Annotated in this window: 15 protein-coding genes and 1 pseudogene; 9 read left to right on the top strand and 7 right to left on the bottom strand. The window is 70.6% G+C overall.

All coding sequences use genetic code 11. The features are described 5' to 3' along the window. Nucleotides 1-72: 72 nt before the first annotated feature. On the top strand, nucleotides 73-1,011 hold the full coding sequence (locus OG349_RS34550; protein WP_327238371.1) for an NADP-dependent oxidoreductase: 939 nt from the start codon (nucleotides 73-75) through the stop codon (nucleotides 1,009-1,011). A gap of 102 nt (nucleotides 1,012-1,113) precedes the next feature. Further along, nucleotides 1,114-1,794, top strand: a complete 681-nt coding sequence (locus OG349_RS34545) for an SDR family NAD(P)-dependent oxidoreductase (RefSeq protein WP_327238370.1) — start codon at nucleotides 1,114-1,116, stop codon at nucleotides 1,792-1,794. Nucleotides 1,795-1,856: 62 nt separating this feature from the next. On the opposite strand, the gene OG349_RS34540 is transcribed toward OG349_RS34545, so the two are convergent. Together OG349_RS34540 and OG349_RS34535 are read right to left on the bottom strand one after the other, a co-directional pair. After that, nucleotides 1,857-2,225 (bottom strand): VOC family protein, encoded by a 369-nt coding sequence (locus OG349_RS34540; protein ID WP_327238369.1) that lies wholly within the window; start codon nucleotides 2,223-2,225, stop codon nucleotides 1,857-1,859. Between the two features lie 93 nt (nucleotides 2,226-2,318). Then, nucleotides 2,319-2,741, bottom strand: coding sequence for a hypothetical protein (locus OG349_RS34535; protein WP_327238368.1), 423 nt, complete (start codon nucleotides 2,739-2,741; stop codon nucleotides 2,319-2,321). A gap of 181 nt (nucleotides 2,742-2,922) precedes the next feature. Here OG349_RS34535 and OG349_RS34530 point away from each other — a divergent pair. Beyond that, nucleotides 2,923-3,405: pseudogene (locus OG349_RS34530) on the top strand (DUF4241 domain-containing protein); the annotation flags it as partial. Here the strand turns inward: OG349_RS34530 and OG349_RS34525 are convergent. Further along, the gene (locus OG349_RS34525) at nucleotides 3,329-3,691 is read right to left on the bottom strand and encodes a Tn3 family transposase (protein ID WP_327238367.1); all 363 of its coding nucleotides are present in this window, start codon (nucleotides 3,689-3,691) and stop codon (nucleotides 3,329-3,331) included. The pseudogene OG349_RS34530 and the gene OG349_RS34525 overlap by 77 nt on opposite strands. A gap of 81 nt (nucleotides 3,692-3,772) precedes the next feature. Here OG349_RS34525 and OG349_RS34520 point away from each other — a divergent pair, with 81 nt between their 5' ends. Then, the gene (locus tag OG349_RS34520) at nucleotides 3,773-4,120 is read left to right on the top strand and encodes a hypothetical protein (RefSeq protein WP_327238366.1); all 348 of its coding nucleotides are present in this window, start codon (nucleotides 3,773-3,775) and stop codon (nucleotides 4,118-4,120) included. Between the two features lie 2 nt (nucleotides 4,121-4,122). Then, complete coding sequence (locus OG349_RS34515) at nucleotides 4,123-4,605, top strand: hypothetical protein (RefSeq protein WP_327238365.1); 483 nt, start codon at nucleotides 4,123-4,125, stop codon at nucleotides 4,603-4,605. 158 nt (nucleotides 4,606-4,763) lie between these two features. Here OG349_RS34515 and OG349_RS34510 read toward each other — a convergent pair whose 3' ends face one another. Continuing rightward, the gene (locus tag OG349_RS34510; protein WP_442806351.1) at nucleotides 4,764-5,213 is read right to left on the bottom strand and encodes a zinc finger domain-containing protein; all 450 of its coding nucleotides are present in this window, start codon (nucleotides 5,211-5,213) and stop codon (nucleotides 4,764-4,766) included. A gap of 347 nt (nucleotides 5,214-5,560) precedes the next feature. On the opposite strand from OG349_RS34510, the gene OG349_RS34505 reads away from it, so the two are divergent. From OG349_RS34505 to OG349_RS34495, 3 genes are all read left to right on the top strand, one after another. Beyond that, the gene (locus OG349_RS34505) at nucleotides 5,561-6,145 is read left to right on the top strand and encodes a TetR/AcrR family transcriptional regulator (RefSeq protein ID WP_327238363.1); all 585 of its coding nucleotides are present in this window, start codon (nucleotides 5,561-5,563) and stop codon (nucleotides 6,143-6,145) included. Between the two features lie 78 nt (nucleotides 6,146-6,223). Then, nucleotides 6,224-7,570: an MFS transporter gene (locus tag OG349_RS34500; protein WP_327238362.1), complete on the top strand. Its 1,347-nt coding sequence runs from the start codon at nucleotides 6,224-6,226 to the stop codon at nucleotides 7,568-7,570. A 25-nt stretch (nucleotides 7,571-7,595) separates the two neighbouring features. Further along, nucleotides 7,596-8,354: an SDR family NAD(P)-dependent oxidoreductase gene (locus OG349_RS34495; RefSeq protein ID WP_327238361.1), complete on the top strand. Its 759-nt coding sequence runs from the start codon at nucleotides 7,596-7,598 to the stop codon at nucleotides 8,352-8,354. Nucleotides 8,355-8,639: 285 nt separating this feature from the next. Here the strand turns inward: OG349_RS34495 and OG349_RS34930 are convergent, their stop codons facing one another. Continuing rightward, entirely contained in the window at nucleotides 8,640-8,990 is a 351-nt protein-coding gene (locus tag OG349_RS34930; protein WP_442806350.1) for a Tn3 family transposase, read from the bottom strand. Nucleotides 8,991-9,397: 407 nt separating this feature from the next. Between OG349_RS34930 and OG349_RS34485 the strand changes: the two genes are divergently transcribed. Then, nucleotides 9,398-10,528, top strand: coding sequence for a DUF5954 family protein (locus OG349_RS34485; protein WP_327238359.1), 1,131 nt, complete (start codon nucleotides 9,398-9,400; stop codon nucleotides 10,526-10,528). 77 nt (nucleotides 10,529-10,605) lie between these two features. Here OG349_RS34485 and OG349_RS34480 read toward each other — a convergent pair whose 3' ends face one another. Continuing rightward, the gene (locus tag OG349_RS34480; RefSeq protein WP_327238358.1) at nucleotides 10,606-11,835 is read right to left on the bottom strand and encodes a ricin-type beta-trefoil lectin domain protein; all 1,230 of its coding nucleotides are present in this window, start codon (nucleotides 11,833-11,835) and stop codon (nucleotides 10,606-10,608) included. 59 nt (nucleotides 11,836-11,894) lie between these two features. Next, nucleotides 11,895-14,111 (bottom strand): MMPL family transporter, encoded by a 2,217-nt coding sequence (locus OG349_RS34475; RefSeq protein ID WP_327238357.1) that lies wholly within the window; start codon nucleotides 14,109-14,111, stop codon nucleotides 11,895-11,897. Nucleotides 14,112-14,233 lie beyond the last annotated feature (122 nt).

The raw sequence follows: 14,233 nt of genomic DNA, 5'->3' as shown, positions 1-14,233 counted from the left end.
GGCCCAGTTGTGTTGTTACGCTGGCGGCACTGGAAACGGGAAGGCCGTTCCACTTACCGAAGGGTGTCAGCCATGCGTGCTCTCGTACTGAACGAGGTGCCTTCGAGCCCGGCGGTGGCCGAGGTCGACTCCCCCCGCCCGGAGGCCGGTGAGCTGCTGGTGAAGGTGGCCGTGTCGTCGGTGAACGGTTTCGACGCCGCGACGGCGGCCGGGTATCTGCGGGGGATGATGGAGCACCGGTTCCCGCTGGTGGTCGGCAAGGACTTCGCGGGCACCGTCGAGGCGCTCGGGGAGGGCGTGGAGGGCTTCTCGGTCGGCGACGCGGTCTTCGGCGTGATCATGAAGCCGTTCCTGGGCACCGGGTCGCTGGCCGAGTACGTGACCGTGTCCGCCGGCTACGGCGTCACCCACGTCCCGGCGGGTCTGGACATCAAGGACGCGGGCGCGCTGGGGCTGGCCGGGATCGCGGCCTTCGACAGCCTGTCCGCCCTGGACCTCGCCAAGGACGAGACCGTGCTGGTCTCCGGTGCCACCGGCGGGGTCGGCGCGCTCGCCGTGCAGCTCGCCGCCGCCCTGGGCGCCCGCGTGATCGCCACCGCGCGCCCCGGCGCCGAGGCCGACTTCGTGTCGGGCCTGACCGATGCCGAGGTCGCCGTCGTGGACTTCACCGGCGACCTCGCCGCCCAGGTCCGCGCGCTCGCCCCCGAAGGCGTCGACGCGATCGTGCACCTGGCCGGGGACGGGGTCCGGCTCGCGGGGCTGCTCAGGCCGGGCGGCCGGATAGCGTCCACGGTGGGCCTGACCCAGGAGGCCGTCACCGGACAGGATGTGATCGTCCACGGTGTCATGGCCGACGCGAGCGCCCAGACCTTGACCGCGCTGGCCGAGAAGGCCGCCTCCGGTGCGCTGCGCGTGCCGGTCACCGCCGTCTTCCCGTTGGAAGAGGCCGCGGACGCGTTCGCCGCGTTCGGCGCGGGGGCGCTCGGCAAGATCACCGTCACCTGCTCCTGACCGTCCCGTCCCCCTGTTCCTCACCGCCCCGTTCGCTTCTGACCGCCACGTTCGCTTCTGACCGCCCCATTCCCCCCGTACCACGGAAAGCAGAGCCTGATCGTGTCCACCATCGCCATCGTCGGGGCCGGCCCCGGCATGGGCCTGGCCATCGCCCGTACCTTCGGCCGTCGCGGCTTCGACGTCGCGCTGATCGCCCGTGACAAGGGCAGGCTCGACGCCCTGGCCGAGCAGCTCGGCGGCGAGGGCATCACCGCCGAGGGTTTCGCCGCCGACGTCCTGGACCGGCCGTCCCTGGCCGCCGCGCTGGGGGCCGCCAAGGCCCGGTTCGGCTCCGTCGACGTGCTGGAGTACTCCCCGGCCCCGCACTCCCCCGTGCCCGGCTTCACCCAGGCCGCACCGTCCGAGGTGACGGTGGAGAACCTTCAGCCGCAGATCGAGTACTACCTGTACGGAGCCGTCGAAGCCATCCGCGCGGTGCTGCCCGCGATGCGCGAGGCCGGGGCGGGGACGCTGCTGTTCAGCTCCGGGGGCGGCTCGGTCGACCCCATCCCGATGCTCGGCAACGTCAACGCCGCCGCCGCGGCCCTGCGTAACTGGGCCCTCAACCTCAACAAGGAGCTGACCGGCAGCGGCGTCCACGCCGCGCACGTCGCGATCGGCGTGTGGATCGGCGAGGGCGGCCCCGAGGGCTTCCCCACCGCCACGGCCGAACAGATCGCTCCCCTGTACTGGGACCTGCACGAGGCACGCGACCGCGCCGAGGCCGTCTTCACCGGCTGACGGTCCGGTCCTCGACCGCCGTACGGTCCTCACGACCCGTACGGCGGTCGTCCGTCCGGCTCTCAGCCTTTGACGAGGCAGAAGGGATGTCCGGCCGGATCGAGGAAGACCCGCCACCTGTCCTTCCCGGGCTGATGGTCCGGCTTGACCGCGCCCAACTCCACCAGCCGGGCCTCGGCCTCGTCCAAGTCCTCGACCGCGAAGTCGAGATGGGCCTGCTGCGGGACGGACTGCTCGGGCCAGCGCGGCGCCCGGTAGTCGTCGACCCGTTGGAAGCCGATGAACAGTCCGTCCTCACGCTTGAGGCCGGCGAAGTCGGCGCTGGACTCCGGGTGGGGTTCGAGGCCGGTGGCCTGCTGATAGAACGCGGCAAGAGCCGGCGGATCAGGGCAGTCCAGTGTCACCGCGGTCAACTTCATCTGTACGGTCATGGCATCTCCGGGCGGATCGGGGACCTTCGCGATAGACACCCTAGAGACGGCCGTGTGCGTGCTGGTCCACGACTCTCCCGTCACTCGTTCTCATCATCCGAGCCGGCCCCATTCCGGTGCACTCCGCTCGGCGCGGATCGGGCCGGCCGGGTCCGCCGCGAGGTCGTCGCGCCGGCGCACGGACAGGCGCCGGCTCAGGATCGCCGCCGCCGCGGTCGGCAGAGGCAGGAGCAGGAACACGCGCAACGCCCCCCGGGCGCCTCGTCCCGCACGGCCCACGCGCCGAGATCGGCCGCCGTGGGGGGGCGGCGCCGGGTCCGGTCGGTGCCGGGCCGCTTCCAGCAGCCCCCGCGCCGCCCGGGCCTCCGCCGCGAGGGTCCTCATCCGCAGATCGAGGGGCTCGTCGGCGGAAAGGTCCACCGGTTCGTTCCGGCGGATCCGGCGCAGTGCGCGGGCGATCTCCGGGTAGGTGTCGATGCCGGTCCCGGACGCCAGCCGGGCGAGCTGTGCCGCCATCGCGGTCTGTCGCCCTCGCTCCGCGGATCCCAGGTGATGCCGTATTCCGTGGTCGGGCCGGCAAGCAGCCGGGTGTACGCGGCTGTCGAGCCCGGCCAGGGATCGACGCGGACTCGCTGCCACTCCCGTACGGCGGATCCGGTCACGTAGTCCCACTCCTCTCGGGGCGAATCAACCCGGCGTGCCCCGTGAGGCCGCTCCGCGCCGTCCGCCACCGTCAGGGCGGCTGGCGGTCTCGGACCCCGGCTGGATCAGAGACCCGCGAACCGTCGCTGTGCCCCCGGGCGGGTTTCCGGTCACGCTGTCGCTATTGCGCACGACACACGGGGCCAGTGTCGCCGCGGCCAGGGTGACGTTCCTGGACATCCCGCCCCGCGAGTGGGAAATGGCCCTCCGGCCTGACGAGGACCTAGGGCTGCTCGGCGAGGGCCAGTTCTACGGGGTTGGCGTGGATACCGGCACAGCGGCTTTCATGGATGCGACGCGGACGGTGCTCGAAGACCAGCTGGACGAGGACCTTTTCATACCCCTCGGCAGCGACAGCCATTTCAGCGTGGAACTGCCCAGCACGGAGCCCGAGCCGAACCTCATCGCCTTCCGCGCCGGCCAGGGCGACGGGGCCTACCCCGTCTGGATCGGCCGCACCGATGACGGACAGGTCGGTTGCGTCGTCGTCGACTTCCAACTCCATTCCGCCGACGGGGGAGAGTAAGGAGCCGCCGGCCATCGGCGCGAGGCCGCACTGCCCGGGACGGGACCACAGCGAACCTCAGAGTGCACGTGTTGACGTGGACCAGGGCGGACTGGAGCAGGTGCAGCGCAAGCATGCTGACCTCCTGGGACTCCTTGTCCGCACCGGCCAGGTCGCCGTCCTTGCCGTAGAAGAGGTCCTTGTTCGCGGAGTTCCAGTTCTCCCCCACCTGCGATCCCTCATGGATCTCCTGGCGCATCTGAGCGACATCCCGTCAGTTCTCCTGGGCCCCGATGGAGACCGTGCGCCCCTGGCCGGCAGACTTCATGTCGTTCTGGAGGTGCGGAGCCTGGATGCCCTCACCCGCCGTTCCGTCCTGGCCTGGCTCGACCACCGCCGCAGCCGCCGGCCGAACACCGCCAACCGCCACCTGCTGATCACCCAGAAGACCGCTGTCGAACTCGGCCCGGCCGGCAAGCTCTGGACCACCCGGGCGACCCGCGACCTCACCGCCACTCTGGAACGGCTCCGCGTCGACCGACAGTTCGAAGAGGCCCTCACCCACAGCGCCGACCCGCACCACCTTGCGCTCGTCTTCGGCATCGACGAGAAGACCGCCATCCGCTACGGCGACGCCGCTCGGCAGCTTCTAGCATCAGAAGCCGAGGAACACCACGGGAGGTCATAGGCATGCGCATCTCAACAGACGACGGCCGATTCGGGCTGGTCTTGACCCCAGCAGGTGACCCCTGGGATGCGCGTTTCTTCCGTTTCCAACTCATCGTGGACTCCATCATCATGGGCGATTCAGAGCCCTGCATCCTCGGCTCGATGATGCTGACACTGGAGAACATGGCCAGGCTTGAGGACCCGCGTCTGGCCCAGCCCGACGCTGACCCGGCCGCGACGCTGTCCGTGTTGCGCTCCGATGCCGCCCTAAACGATGCGTCGCTGCTGGGGGCTGCCGAATCCCTCGACCATTGCCTGGTCCGCGGGTATGTCCACGGCACGAACGCGATCGTGATCGGCGAGCCCGCCGAAACGCCCGTGGGGACGCGCACGCCCCACGTCGCAGTCATGGCGCTGCACGACTTTCAAGCGGTCGTCACAGCCGCCGCCCACTATTGGGAGGGGGTTCAGCGTGATGCACGGATCGACACACTCAACCGATGAAACGGCACCTTGAGTTCATCGAGAACACACGGGTCGAAATCCTGCAGAGGGCCTGAGCACCCGTCGGTTCCCGACGAAAACCCTCAGTTTCGCTGAAACCGGGACTCACGGCCCTGTTCTCGGATAGCTACGGCCAGGTGGCACGTAGCGCTGAGTGACTACACGGGGCTGTGGTCGCGCTCCTGGAGGGCGGCGAAGTTGGCGTGTGCTGTCTCGACGGCCTCCGGGTATGCCTGGGTCTTCTCGTGCTCCGGGGCGTGCGTCTTGATCTCCCGGGCGGTCTTCAGCCCCTCCTCGCTGAGGTGCGAGCAACGGGCATAGCCGATGCGGATGTCCGCGCTCGGCAGACTGGGGTCGACGGCCGCGGGCACCGACTTGCCGGGCCGCCAGGGTTGCCCCGGCCCTCGGTCGGCCGGGGTCGGCACCCGCAGTTCCTTCGCCGGCTTCGGCAGCTTGGTGAAGCGGCCGGTGTGGTAGGCGCTCGTCACTGCCCCGCTGCGCGAGCGGCACGGCGAGGCGGGGGCGGCCTTGCACTTCGGGCACGGACGGCATTCGACGAGATCGGCTTCGGACTCAGGTCCGACGGCAAGTTTTTGAGGGGCCGTCATGGACCCTGACTTTCGCACCACGCAAGTCGCAAAACCCCCCTCCTGCCACTTTTGAGCGCGAACGGGTTCTGAGAGCCGATCCGCTTCTTGGTGATCTTCGCCCGACCTTATTTGATCTTGCTCGGGCGAAGGGTCGTTTCTGGGAGCCGCCCGGTGAGCGCCGGCCGATGTGCCCACGCCCCTGCAATCAGACCGCTGGTACACCCTGAACGCGCGCTGCGTACAGATGACATCCCGGACCAGACCCCAAGTTGACCGTGCCGCGCCCACGGCTCCGCTCCCTCGCAGGGCCAGCCGCGGTGCACAATTATTGACCGACCGATCCAGATATGGCTATGGTCCTCGACGTGGCCAGGACCAAGGAATTCGATCCGGACGCCGCGCTGCAGTCGGCCCTTGAGCTGTTCTGGCGGCGCGGCTACGAAGCGACGTCAGTGACGGATCTCGTCGAGCACCTCGGCGTCGGCCGTGCCAGCATCTACGCGACCTTCGGTAGCAAGCATGAGCTTTATCTGAAGGCCATGGACCGGTACGCCGAGATGCGTGACCCGCTCCTCCTGGCCGAGCTGTCCCAGCCGGGCCCCGCACTGCCCGCGGTGCGGGCGATAGTGCGCCGCTTCGCCGCGGAAGCCGCCTCCCCGGAAGGGCGGCTGAACGGCTGCTTCGTCACCAATACCGCGGCCGAGCTGGCCCCCCACGACCCGGCGGCGGCCCGCCGGGTCGAGATCAGCTGGGAGCATCTCGAGACCCCACTGCACTCCGCGCTCGTACGGGCCCAGGCCCAGGGTGAGCTTGCCGAGGACCGCGATCCGCGCGCGCTGGCCCGCATGCTGCTCGTCCTGCTGCAGGGCGTACGGATCGTCGGCAAAGCGTCGAACGATCCCGCCCGGGTGCGGGACGCGGCCGAGCAGGCGCTGGCCCTGCTGGACTGAATCACACCCACCGGAGCCGCCGGGCTTCCTTCCGTACGCCCAAATAATGAACCGATCGGTCAAATATCAGGGGGAAGCATGACCGCCACGGGCACCGCCCGCGTCACCGCCATGCAGCACCGATGGGCCTTCGTCATCCTCGGCAGCGTCCAGACCACGCTGATCTTCACGCTCGCCGCGATCGCCGTACCGCTGCCCCGCATCGGGCGCGAATTCGACCTGAAGCGCGCAGACTTGATCCTGCTCAGCGCCGCTTACGGACTGACCTTCGCCGGGCTGCTGCTCTTCGGCGGACGCCTCGCCGACCGCTACGGCGGGCGGCGCGCCCTCACCGCGGGCCTTGTCCTCTTCGCCGCTGCCTCGGCCGCCGCCCCACTCACCTCCGGCATCGGGGCACTGCTCGCGGCGCGCTTCGCGCAGGGCGCGGGCGCGGCCCTCGTCGCGCCGGCCGCCATGGCCGTGCTGCGCGCCGTCTTCCCCTCCCCCACCGCGTACGGCAGGGCGATGGCCACCTGGGGCGGGCTCTCGGTGCTCGGCGCGACTGCGGGGAATCTGCTCTCCGGCGTCATTTCCGCGCTGCTTTCTTGGCGTTGGACCTTCGCCGTACCACTCGTGGTGGCGATCGCAGCCCTCGCCCTCACGCCCCGGCTGCTACCGGACACCGCACCGAACCGGGGCAGGACTCTCGACCTGCCGGGTGCTCTGCTCGCCACCGTCGGGATCACCCTCACCAGTTACGGGCTCGTCGTCACTGACGCCCGACCCTGGTCGTCGGCCGGCGTGCTCGTGCCGCTGCTCGGCGGGACCGCGCTGCTGGCCGCGTTCTGGTACGCCGAGCGCCGGGCCCGCGACCCACTGCTGCCACCCCGCTTCCTGCTTGACCGGCGGCGGGCCCTCGCCCTCACGGCCATCGCGCTGAGCGCCTGCGGGACCGCAATGACCTTTGTGGTTCTCTCACTCCACCTCCAGCAGGCGCGCGACTGGTCCCAGTTGCAGACCTCGGCCGCCTTCGTGCCGTTCGCCGTTGCGCTGATCGCCTCGGGCCGGGCGGCAGGACCGCTCATCGGCCGGTACGGGGCCGGAGCCGTCACGGCCGCCGGGCTGGGCACGGGCGCGGCCGGGATCGCCCTCCTCGCGTTCACCGGGCTCGATGCGCACACCTGGTACGCGTACGGACTGCTGCCGGGCCTTGTGCTGCTGCCGGCCGGCACCGCGGCCTCCTTCGCCGGAGCCGCCGTGCTCGCCACCGAAGGTGTACCGCAGCAGCAGACCGGGCTCGCGGGTGGCGTGCTGAACACCGCGATGGAATTCGGCCCGACCGTCCTCTTCGCCGTCCTGCTCACACTCGGCAGCGACGCCTGGTCCCTGGCCGCGACGGGGGCCGCCCTCGCCGTCGTCGCCCTCCTGAACCACCGCACCAAGTAATCCATCACTCAAGGAAGTCACCCAAATGAACCGCTTCACCGGCAAGACCGTCCTCGTCACCGGCGCAGGCTCCGGCCTCGGCCGAGCGATCGCGATCGCCTTCGCCGCCGAGGGCGCATGCGTGGTCGCCGCGGGACGCACCGCGGCCTCCCTGGACGAGACGGTCGGCCTCATCGAGGCCACCGGCGGCACGGCCACCGCCGTCACCGCCGATGTCACCGACTCCGGCCGCCTCCAGAACCTCGTACGCGAGAGCGTCACCCGCTTCGGCGGACTGGACATCGCGGTCAACAACGCCGGGATACTCCGCGCCACCGTACCCGTCGGCGAGGTGAGCGAGCAGGACTGGGACGCGGTGCTGCGGACCAATGTCACCGGCGTCTGGCTGGCCATGAAGCACGAGATCGCGCACATGAAGGAGAACGGCGGCGGCGCCATCATCAATATCTCCTCCAACCTGGGCGCACACCTTCGGATCCCGAACGTGGCCGCGTACATCACCTCGAAGGCAGCGGTCTCCGCGCTGACCCGCGCCGCCGCTCTCGACCACATCCACCAGGGCATCCGCATCAACGCCGTCAGCCCCGGCGCCTCCGCCGCTCCCATGTCGCTGCGGCCCGGCGAGACCGAGGCCGACCGCGCCGAGCGGGTGAAGACAGAAAACCCGCTCGGCCGGGTCGCGGAGGCCGAAGAAGTGGCGGCCGCGGTGCTCTACCTCGCCTCGCCCGCGGCCGGCGCGGTCGTCGGCACCGACCTGGTCATCGACAGTGGGTCATCGGCCTGACGGTTCGTAGGCCGGGATGCCCTCTTCCTCAGGTTGAGGGGGACGGTGTGGCCGAACTGGTTGAGCTGGGTCACGGCCCGGCGGGTGGCGCGTTCGGCTCCCACAGTAAGAATAGGAAGAGGCCGGGCCCCCGCCATCTACGCCCTGACCCGGACCGGCGACGGCTGGGCTTTGGGTCTCCCGGTAGCCCCGCCGCTGCCGCTCACGCACGTTGCCCGGGACGCTTGAAGCGTCCCGGGCAACATTGCCTCCACTCGGGTTCCGGCCAGGCCCGGAGCCCGAGTGTCACGCCGCGGCTGCGGCTGCCTCACCCTGCGGGGCACGCGGGCCGGGCACTGTCGCCCGGCGGACAGACAGGTCCAGATCGAGACGGCTGTTCCTGTCCAGCGCGAACCGGCCGTACGGATTGACGTGGGTCCAGAACAGCGGCGACAGCGCCCGGCGGTCCGCGTTGGTGAGCTTGTCCGCCCCCTTCGGATCGGCCAGGACCTCCTGCATCAGCAGCGTGTTGACGTGCGGGCAGGTCGTCCTCCGGGTGACGCCACCGGTTCGCCCCCACCACCCAAATCTCCCGCCTTCGCACCGCGTCTCGAAGCGCCACCAGCACGCACAGTTCGCACGGGATGCGCTCGACACGGCCCTTGTCCAGGGTGATCAGGAGGCGTTCGTGCGGCCAGTACGCGTACTGGTCCCGCTCCTCCTCGTCGAGATCGGCCTCGTCCTCGGCGACGTCCGACCCGATGCCCCGCAGGAACTCGGTGCTGTGGACGATGTCCTCGACGCCGGACGGCGGCCCGTAGTAGTCCAGTGTCAGTGTTCCGTCCTGGAGCTGTACGCCGTCGTGCCGCGGCGGCGATTCCCTCAGGTCGGACGGGAAGGCCACTCCCGGACGGAATTCGGCCGCCGCGATGTCCTCCGGTCGGGCCGACCCGGCCCCGGTGTCGATTCGGAGCCCGGCGCGAGCCGGTCCTCACATGCCCGGATGGAGTTGGGAATCCGGAAAACAGCAATGCGCGCCTGCCGCCGTCGGCAGGATGGGGAGCATGAGTCATCGGGATGAGAGTGCGGACCGGATGCGGCCGATCCTTGTGAGGCAGCCGCAAGGGCCGGTGGAGGCGGTCACGGAGGCGGACGCGCTCGACGCCATACTGGACGAGCGGGCGATGCTGGTGCGCGGGCCGCTGTTCGGGGTGGTCGCCCAGGGCACGCAGAACGCGGGGGACGACGCCTCGCGGTGGCGGGTGGTGGTCGCGGTGGTGGCCGGCTGTCCGCAGGAGGCCCGGGACAGCCTCAACTCCTTACTGTGGTTCCGGGCGAAGGACGACGCCAAGGACAGGGTCGAGCGGCGTGCCCTGCTGGCGGCGGTCGCCCGGTTGGAGAGCGAACGCGTCGACGAGCTGACCGTACTCGGAACCCGTTACCGGGTGGTGCGCGCCGAGGAGTACACCGCGGCCGGGCCGGACGGCATCGAGCAGCCCCGGCCGACCGATCCTGAGCCCTCCGTACCGAATTGGGACCGCGGCGTCCGCGAGCCGGGGATCGACGACGGCCTGGTCCTGGACCCGGAAGCGGCGGTCACACCCGTCCAGGCCGCGGAACGGCTGGCGCGCCGCCAACTGGCGTACACGGGAGCCCGGTTCCCCGATGACGTGCTGGACGACTCCGAACGGGCGCTGGACACCCACCCCGATGTGTTGTTGCTGCCCGCGCTGTTCAGGATCGTGGAACAGGACGGTGACGCGTGGAAGGCCGCCAGCGGCCTGCACGCCACCGCGCATGAGGCCCGCAAGACACTGGACTTCTCGCTCACCTGGTTCGAGCCGCGACGGCTCGGCCTCATCCCCTGGGATGTCGAGGACAGGAACGCCGACGCGCGTACGGTGACCGCGAAGGGCACCGCGACCGCCGAACTGGCCACCTACGCCGAGGCCGCCGACCGCCTCCGGGCCGAACACGCCAACAGGATCGAGGTCCTGGGCACCGTCCACCAGGTCTGCCGCGCCCGCCGGCTGCTGCGCTGGGGCCCCGACGGGCCCGAAGGACCGCGCCCGTCCGACATCGACAGTCATCCTCCCGAGCAGATTCGCCCCCTGCTCGACGAGGACGGCGTCATTCACTACGAGGGCGAGGACGAGGACGAGAACAACGAGGACCAGACGGCCCCCGGCGCCTGAGGCCGGCCGACGTCGGCGTGTTCATGAACGGCCCCGGAGGCGAGGGGTCGCCTCCGGGGCAAGACTCTGACGATGTGTCAGACAGGTAGTGCGAATTGCTGGTTCGTTCCGCCCGCGCACGTCCAGATCTGTAGCCGGGCTCCGTTGGCGGTGGAGCGGTCCACGACGTCGAGGCACTTGCCGGATGCAGGGTTCACCAGGGTGTTGCCCGTGCCCTTCTGCCATTTCTGGGCGCCGCTGCCGTTGCAGTCGTACAGCTGCGCCCTGGTGCCGTTGGCCGTACCGGCCGCGGTGAGGTCCAGGCACTTGCCGAGCGCCTGGATCGAACCGTCCGAGGCCACCGTCCAGCGTTGCGCGGTGGAGCCGTTGCAGTCGTAGAGCTGGACCGCCGTGCCGTTGGCGCTGCTCCCCGCCGCCACGTCGACACACTTGCCGCCGAGGCCGGTGATCCGGCCGGCACCGCCCGTGGGTGGGTTCGGATCACCGGGCGGGGGTGTGCCCGAGTACGGGTTGGCGATGATGGTGACGGTACGGTTCTGTACGCCCCAGTTGTTCGCCTGGGTCCCCGGCGGGAGCCAGATGTCCACGGTGTTGTTCTGGATCCAGGTCCCGATGTCGGCGGCGTAGCAGATCCCGTACCCGGGGACGCTGAAGTAGGTGCCCCACGGGATCACCCGCGGATCGACGGCGCAGACCCCGAGTTGGGCCTTGTATCCCGACGCCGTCGTCCCGGTGTCGTTGTAGGCGGTGACCTTCATGTCGACGGTCCGGCCGGCCGGCGTCACCCACGGGACGACCGAGCCGTTGGCGTTGAGCTGGTACGGCGCCGAGAGCTGGCCGGTCGACGGGTCGGTGGCGCTCTGGTCGGACAGCGCGATCACGTTGTAGTAGGCGTTCTCGCAGGGCGCGGTGTCGGTGATCGTGATCGTCGGCTGGTCGTAACCGAGAAGCCAGGCGATCGGCTGGCCGTTGCGCCACAACCGGTAGGACTGGGCGCCGGGAACCCGGTTGAACGTGACGGCGACCCGGCCCCCGGCCAGAGACCCGGTGACTCCGGTGGGGGCGGGCAGCCGCTGGGTGAAGTTCACGGCGGGGGAGGTCTGGAGGGGAGGAATCCAGGGGGACACGGGCCGTTCCGGCGGGATGACGTCGCTCCAGAACGGACAGGCCGGCAGCGCCGCGGTGGGCGCGGCGGTGGCGGGCGGGGCCAGTCCCGGTACCAGCATGCCGAACAGCGCCAGCGCGAACGCCACAGCGGCGATCACACCGAACCGGGTCCGGCCGATTCGTTCCCTAGTCGTGAACATGATCAAAACTATGGTTCAGACCAATGCGGCCGTCAATGCCGTCAGCGCGCTCAGTGCCCTCAGTGGCGGGTCATCGCCAGATCGGCATGTTCGGGGGCGGGTTGGGGACTATTCAGGCGTCTGCCTTCGAGGTCCACGTCGGGCAGTCGCCGGGCGAGCGGGGCCGGGAGCCACCAGGCGGCGTGCCTGGTCAGGGCGAGCACCGCCGGGACCAGTGTCATCCGTACGACAAAGGCGTCGATCAGGACACCGAGGGCGAGGGCGAACGCCACCTGCTTGAGGATCATGCCCTCGCTGCTGATGAACGCGGCGAACACGGACACCATGATCAGAGCCGCGGCGGTCACCACGCGGGCGCTGTGCCGGGCACCCATATGGATCGCGTGGAGGGGCCGGCGGGTGTGGGCGTACGCCTCGTGGATACGGGCGACCAGGAACACCTCGTAGTCCATGGCCAGCCCGAACAGGACGGCCATGACCACGACGGGGAGGAACGACGCCGTCGGGGTGGGCCCGTCGACGCCCACCAGGCCCCGGAAGTGGCCGTTCTGGAAGACGCCGACCGTGGCGCCGAACGTCGCCGCGACGGACAGCAGGAATCCGGCCGCGGCCTTCAACGGGACGACGAAGGACCGGAAGACGATCAGCAGGAGCACCAGGGACAGACCGACCACCACGGCGCCGAAGGGGACCAGGGCGGAGGCCAGTTGGACGGAGACATCGATCGACACCGCTGTCTGCCCCGTGACGCGGATGGTCGCTCCCGTCTCCTCGGCGATCCGCGCCGCCCGGTCGCGGATCGTGGTCACCAGGTCCTTGGTGGTCTGCGCGTCGGGCGCGCCCCGGGGAACGAGCTGGACGACGGCGTACGTACCCGAGTCGTTCACCTTGGGCGGGGCGACGGCGGCCACGTCGTCCAGGACTTTCAGGTCCTTCGCGATGGTCGCGGCGGCGGCCTTGGGTGACGCGGTGTCACCGGTGTCGGCCAGGACGACGAGGGGGCCGTTGAAGCCGGGGCCGAAGGTCCGGGAGACGGTGTCGTAGGCCGCGCGCTGCGAGGAGTGCGCGGGCGCGGAGCCGTTGTCCGGCAGGGCGAGGTTCAGGTCCTTCGCGGGCCAGGCCAGCGCGCCGAGCGCCGCGAGCACGGCGAGGGTCGTCAGCCAGGGCTTGGCGGTGGCGAGGCGGACCCAGCGTTCGCCGAGGTTCGCCGCCCGGGTCTCGGGCCCGGCCACGGCCGTCTCCCGGCCGGCTGCCCGCGATCCGGGCTTCGGTACGAGGCGGGCGCCGACCACACCGAGCAGCGCGGGCAGCAGGGTGAGCGCCACCGCGACCCCGGCCAGCACCGCGAGGGCGGCGCACAGGCCCATCACGGTGAGGAACGGGATCCCGACGACGGAGAGTCCGGCCATGGCGATGATGACGGTCAGTCCGGCGAACACGACCGCGCTGCCCGCGGTCCCGGCCGCCAGCGCCGCCGATTCCTCCGGGCTCCGGCCCTCGGCGAGGTGCGAGCGGTGCCGGGAGAGGATGAACAGAGCGTAGTCGATGCCGACCGCGAGGCCGATCATCAGGGCGAGGGTCAGGGCGGTGGAGGAGATGCCGACCACCCCGGTCAGCGCCAGCACCCCGCCCACCCCGGCCAGTACCCCGGCCAGCGCGATGAGCAGCGGCATGCCCGCCGCCAGCAGCGATCCGAAGGTGACCGCCAGGACGAGCACGGCGACCAGTACACCGATGAGGTCCTGGGCGCCCGGCTCGGCGCCGCCGCCGCTGAACGCCGACCCGCCGAGGTCCACGCGCAGGCCCGCCGCCCGGGCCGGGGCCGCGGCGGCGTCCAGCGCGTCCAGGCTGTCCGCGTCCAGGTCGTTCTTGGACACGCGGTAGCCGACCTGGGCGACGGCGACTCCCCCGTCGGCCGAGACGGTGCCTGTCGCCTCGGGCGCGGTCACGCCGGCGACCTGCGGGGCGCGGGCCGCCCTGGCCAGCGTGCTGTCGATCGCCGCCTTGAAGGGGGCTTCCTTGACGCTCTCGCCCGTGGGTGCGGTGAACACGAGCTGGGCGCTGGTCCCCCCGGCGCCGGGAAACGCCCGGCCCATGACGTCCAGGGCCTGTTGGGACTCCGAGCCGGGGATCGAGAACTCGTCGTCCAGCCGCCCCGTCCCGCCGAACACCGCGCCCACGGCGATCACAGCCGCCAGGAGGGTCAGCCAACAGGCGAACACCAGCCGGCGGCGACGAAAACAGGACCGGCCGAGCCGGTACAGGAGGGTGGCCATATGTGTGCTCCAGAAGGAAAGCAAAGGGAAGCCCCGGAGAGAGCCGGGCCCGAAAGTGGCAGCGCTGCCATGTTAGCCCAAGTGGCAGTTCTGCCACTTTCCAGGGTGGGAGAGCTTGCGAT

Origin of the sequence: Streptomyces sp. NBC_01317 (genome assembly GCF_035961655.1) — a bacterium.
Taxonomy (GTDB): Bacteria; Actinomycetota; Actinomycetes; order Streptomycetales; family Streptomycetaceae; genus Streptomyces.
The sequence above is the reverse complement of the archived record's forward strand: the minus strand, read 5'-3'. Positions and strand labels throughout refer to the sequence as shown.

What these genes read in the sequence shown, in the direction of transcription:
- OG349_RS34550 (WP_327238371.1), top strand. Translation starts at nt 73, where the DNA reads ATGCGTGCTCTCGTACTGAACGAGGTGCCTTCGAGCCCGGCGGTGGCC.
- OG349_RS34540 (WP_327238369.1), bottom strand. Translation starts at nt 2,225, where the DNA reads ATGACCGTACAGATGAAGTTGACCGCGGTGACACTGGACTGCCCTGAT.
- OG349_RS34535 (WP_327238368.1), bottom strand. Translation starts at nt 2,741, where the DNA reads ATGGCGGCACAGCTCGCCCGGCTGGCGTCCGGGACCGGCATCGACACC.
- OG349_RS34525 (WP_327238367.1), bottom strand. Translation starts at nt 3,691, where the DNA reads ATGCGCCAGGAGATCCATGAGGGATCGCAGGTGGGGGAGAACTGGAAC.
- OG349_RS34515 (WP_327238365.1), top strand. Translation starts at nt 4,123, where the DNA reads ATGCGCATCTCAACAGACGACGGCCGATTCGGGCTGGTCTTGACCCCA.
- OG349_RS34510 (WP_442806351.1), bottom strand. Translation starts at nt 5,213, where the DNA reads ATGACGGCCCCTCAAAAACTTGCCGTCGGACCTGAGTCCGAAGCCGAT.
- OG349_RS34500 (WP_327238362.1), top strand. Translation starts at nt 6,224, where the DNA reads ATGACCGCCACGGGCACCGCCCGCGTCACCGCCATGCAGCACCGATGG.
- OG349_RS34495 (WP_327238361.1), top strand. Translation starts at nt 7,596, where the DNA reads ATGAACCGCTTCACCGGCAAGACCGTCCTCGTCACCGGCGCAGGCTCC.
- OG349_RS34485 (WP_327238359.1), top strand. Translation starts at nt 9,398, where the DNA reads ATGAGTCATCGGGATGAGAGTGCGGACCGGATGCGGCCGATCCTTGTG.
- OG349_RS34480 (WP_327238358.1), bottom strand. Translation starts at nt 11,835, where the DNA reads ATGTTCACGACTAGGGAACGAATCGGCCGGACCCGGTTCGGTGTGATC.
- OG349_RS34475 (WP_327238357.1), bottom strand. Translation starts at nt 14,111, where the DNA reads ATGGCCACCCTCCTGTACCGGCTCGGCCGGTCCTGTTTTCGTCGCCGC.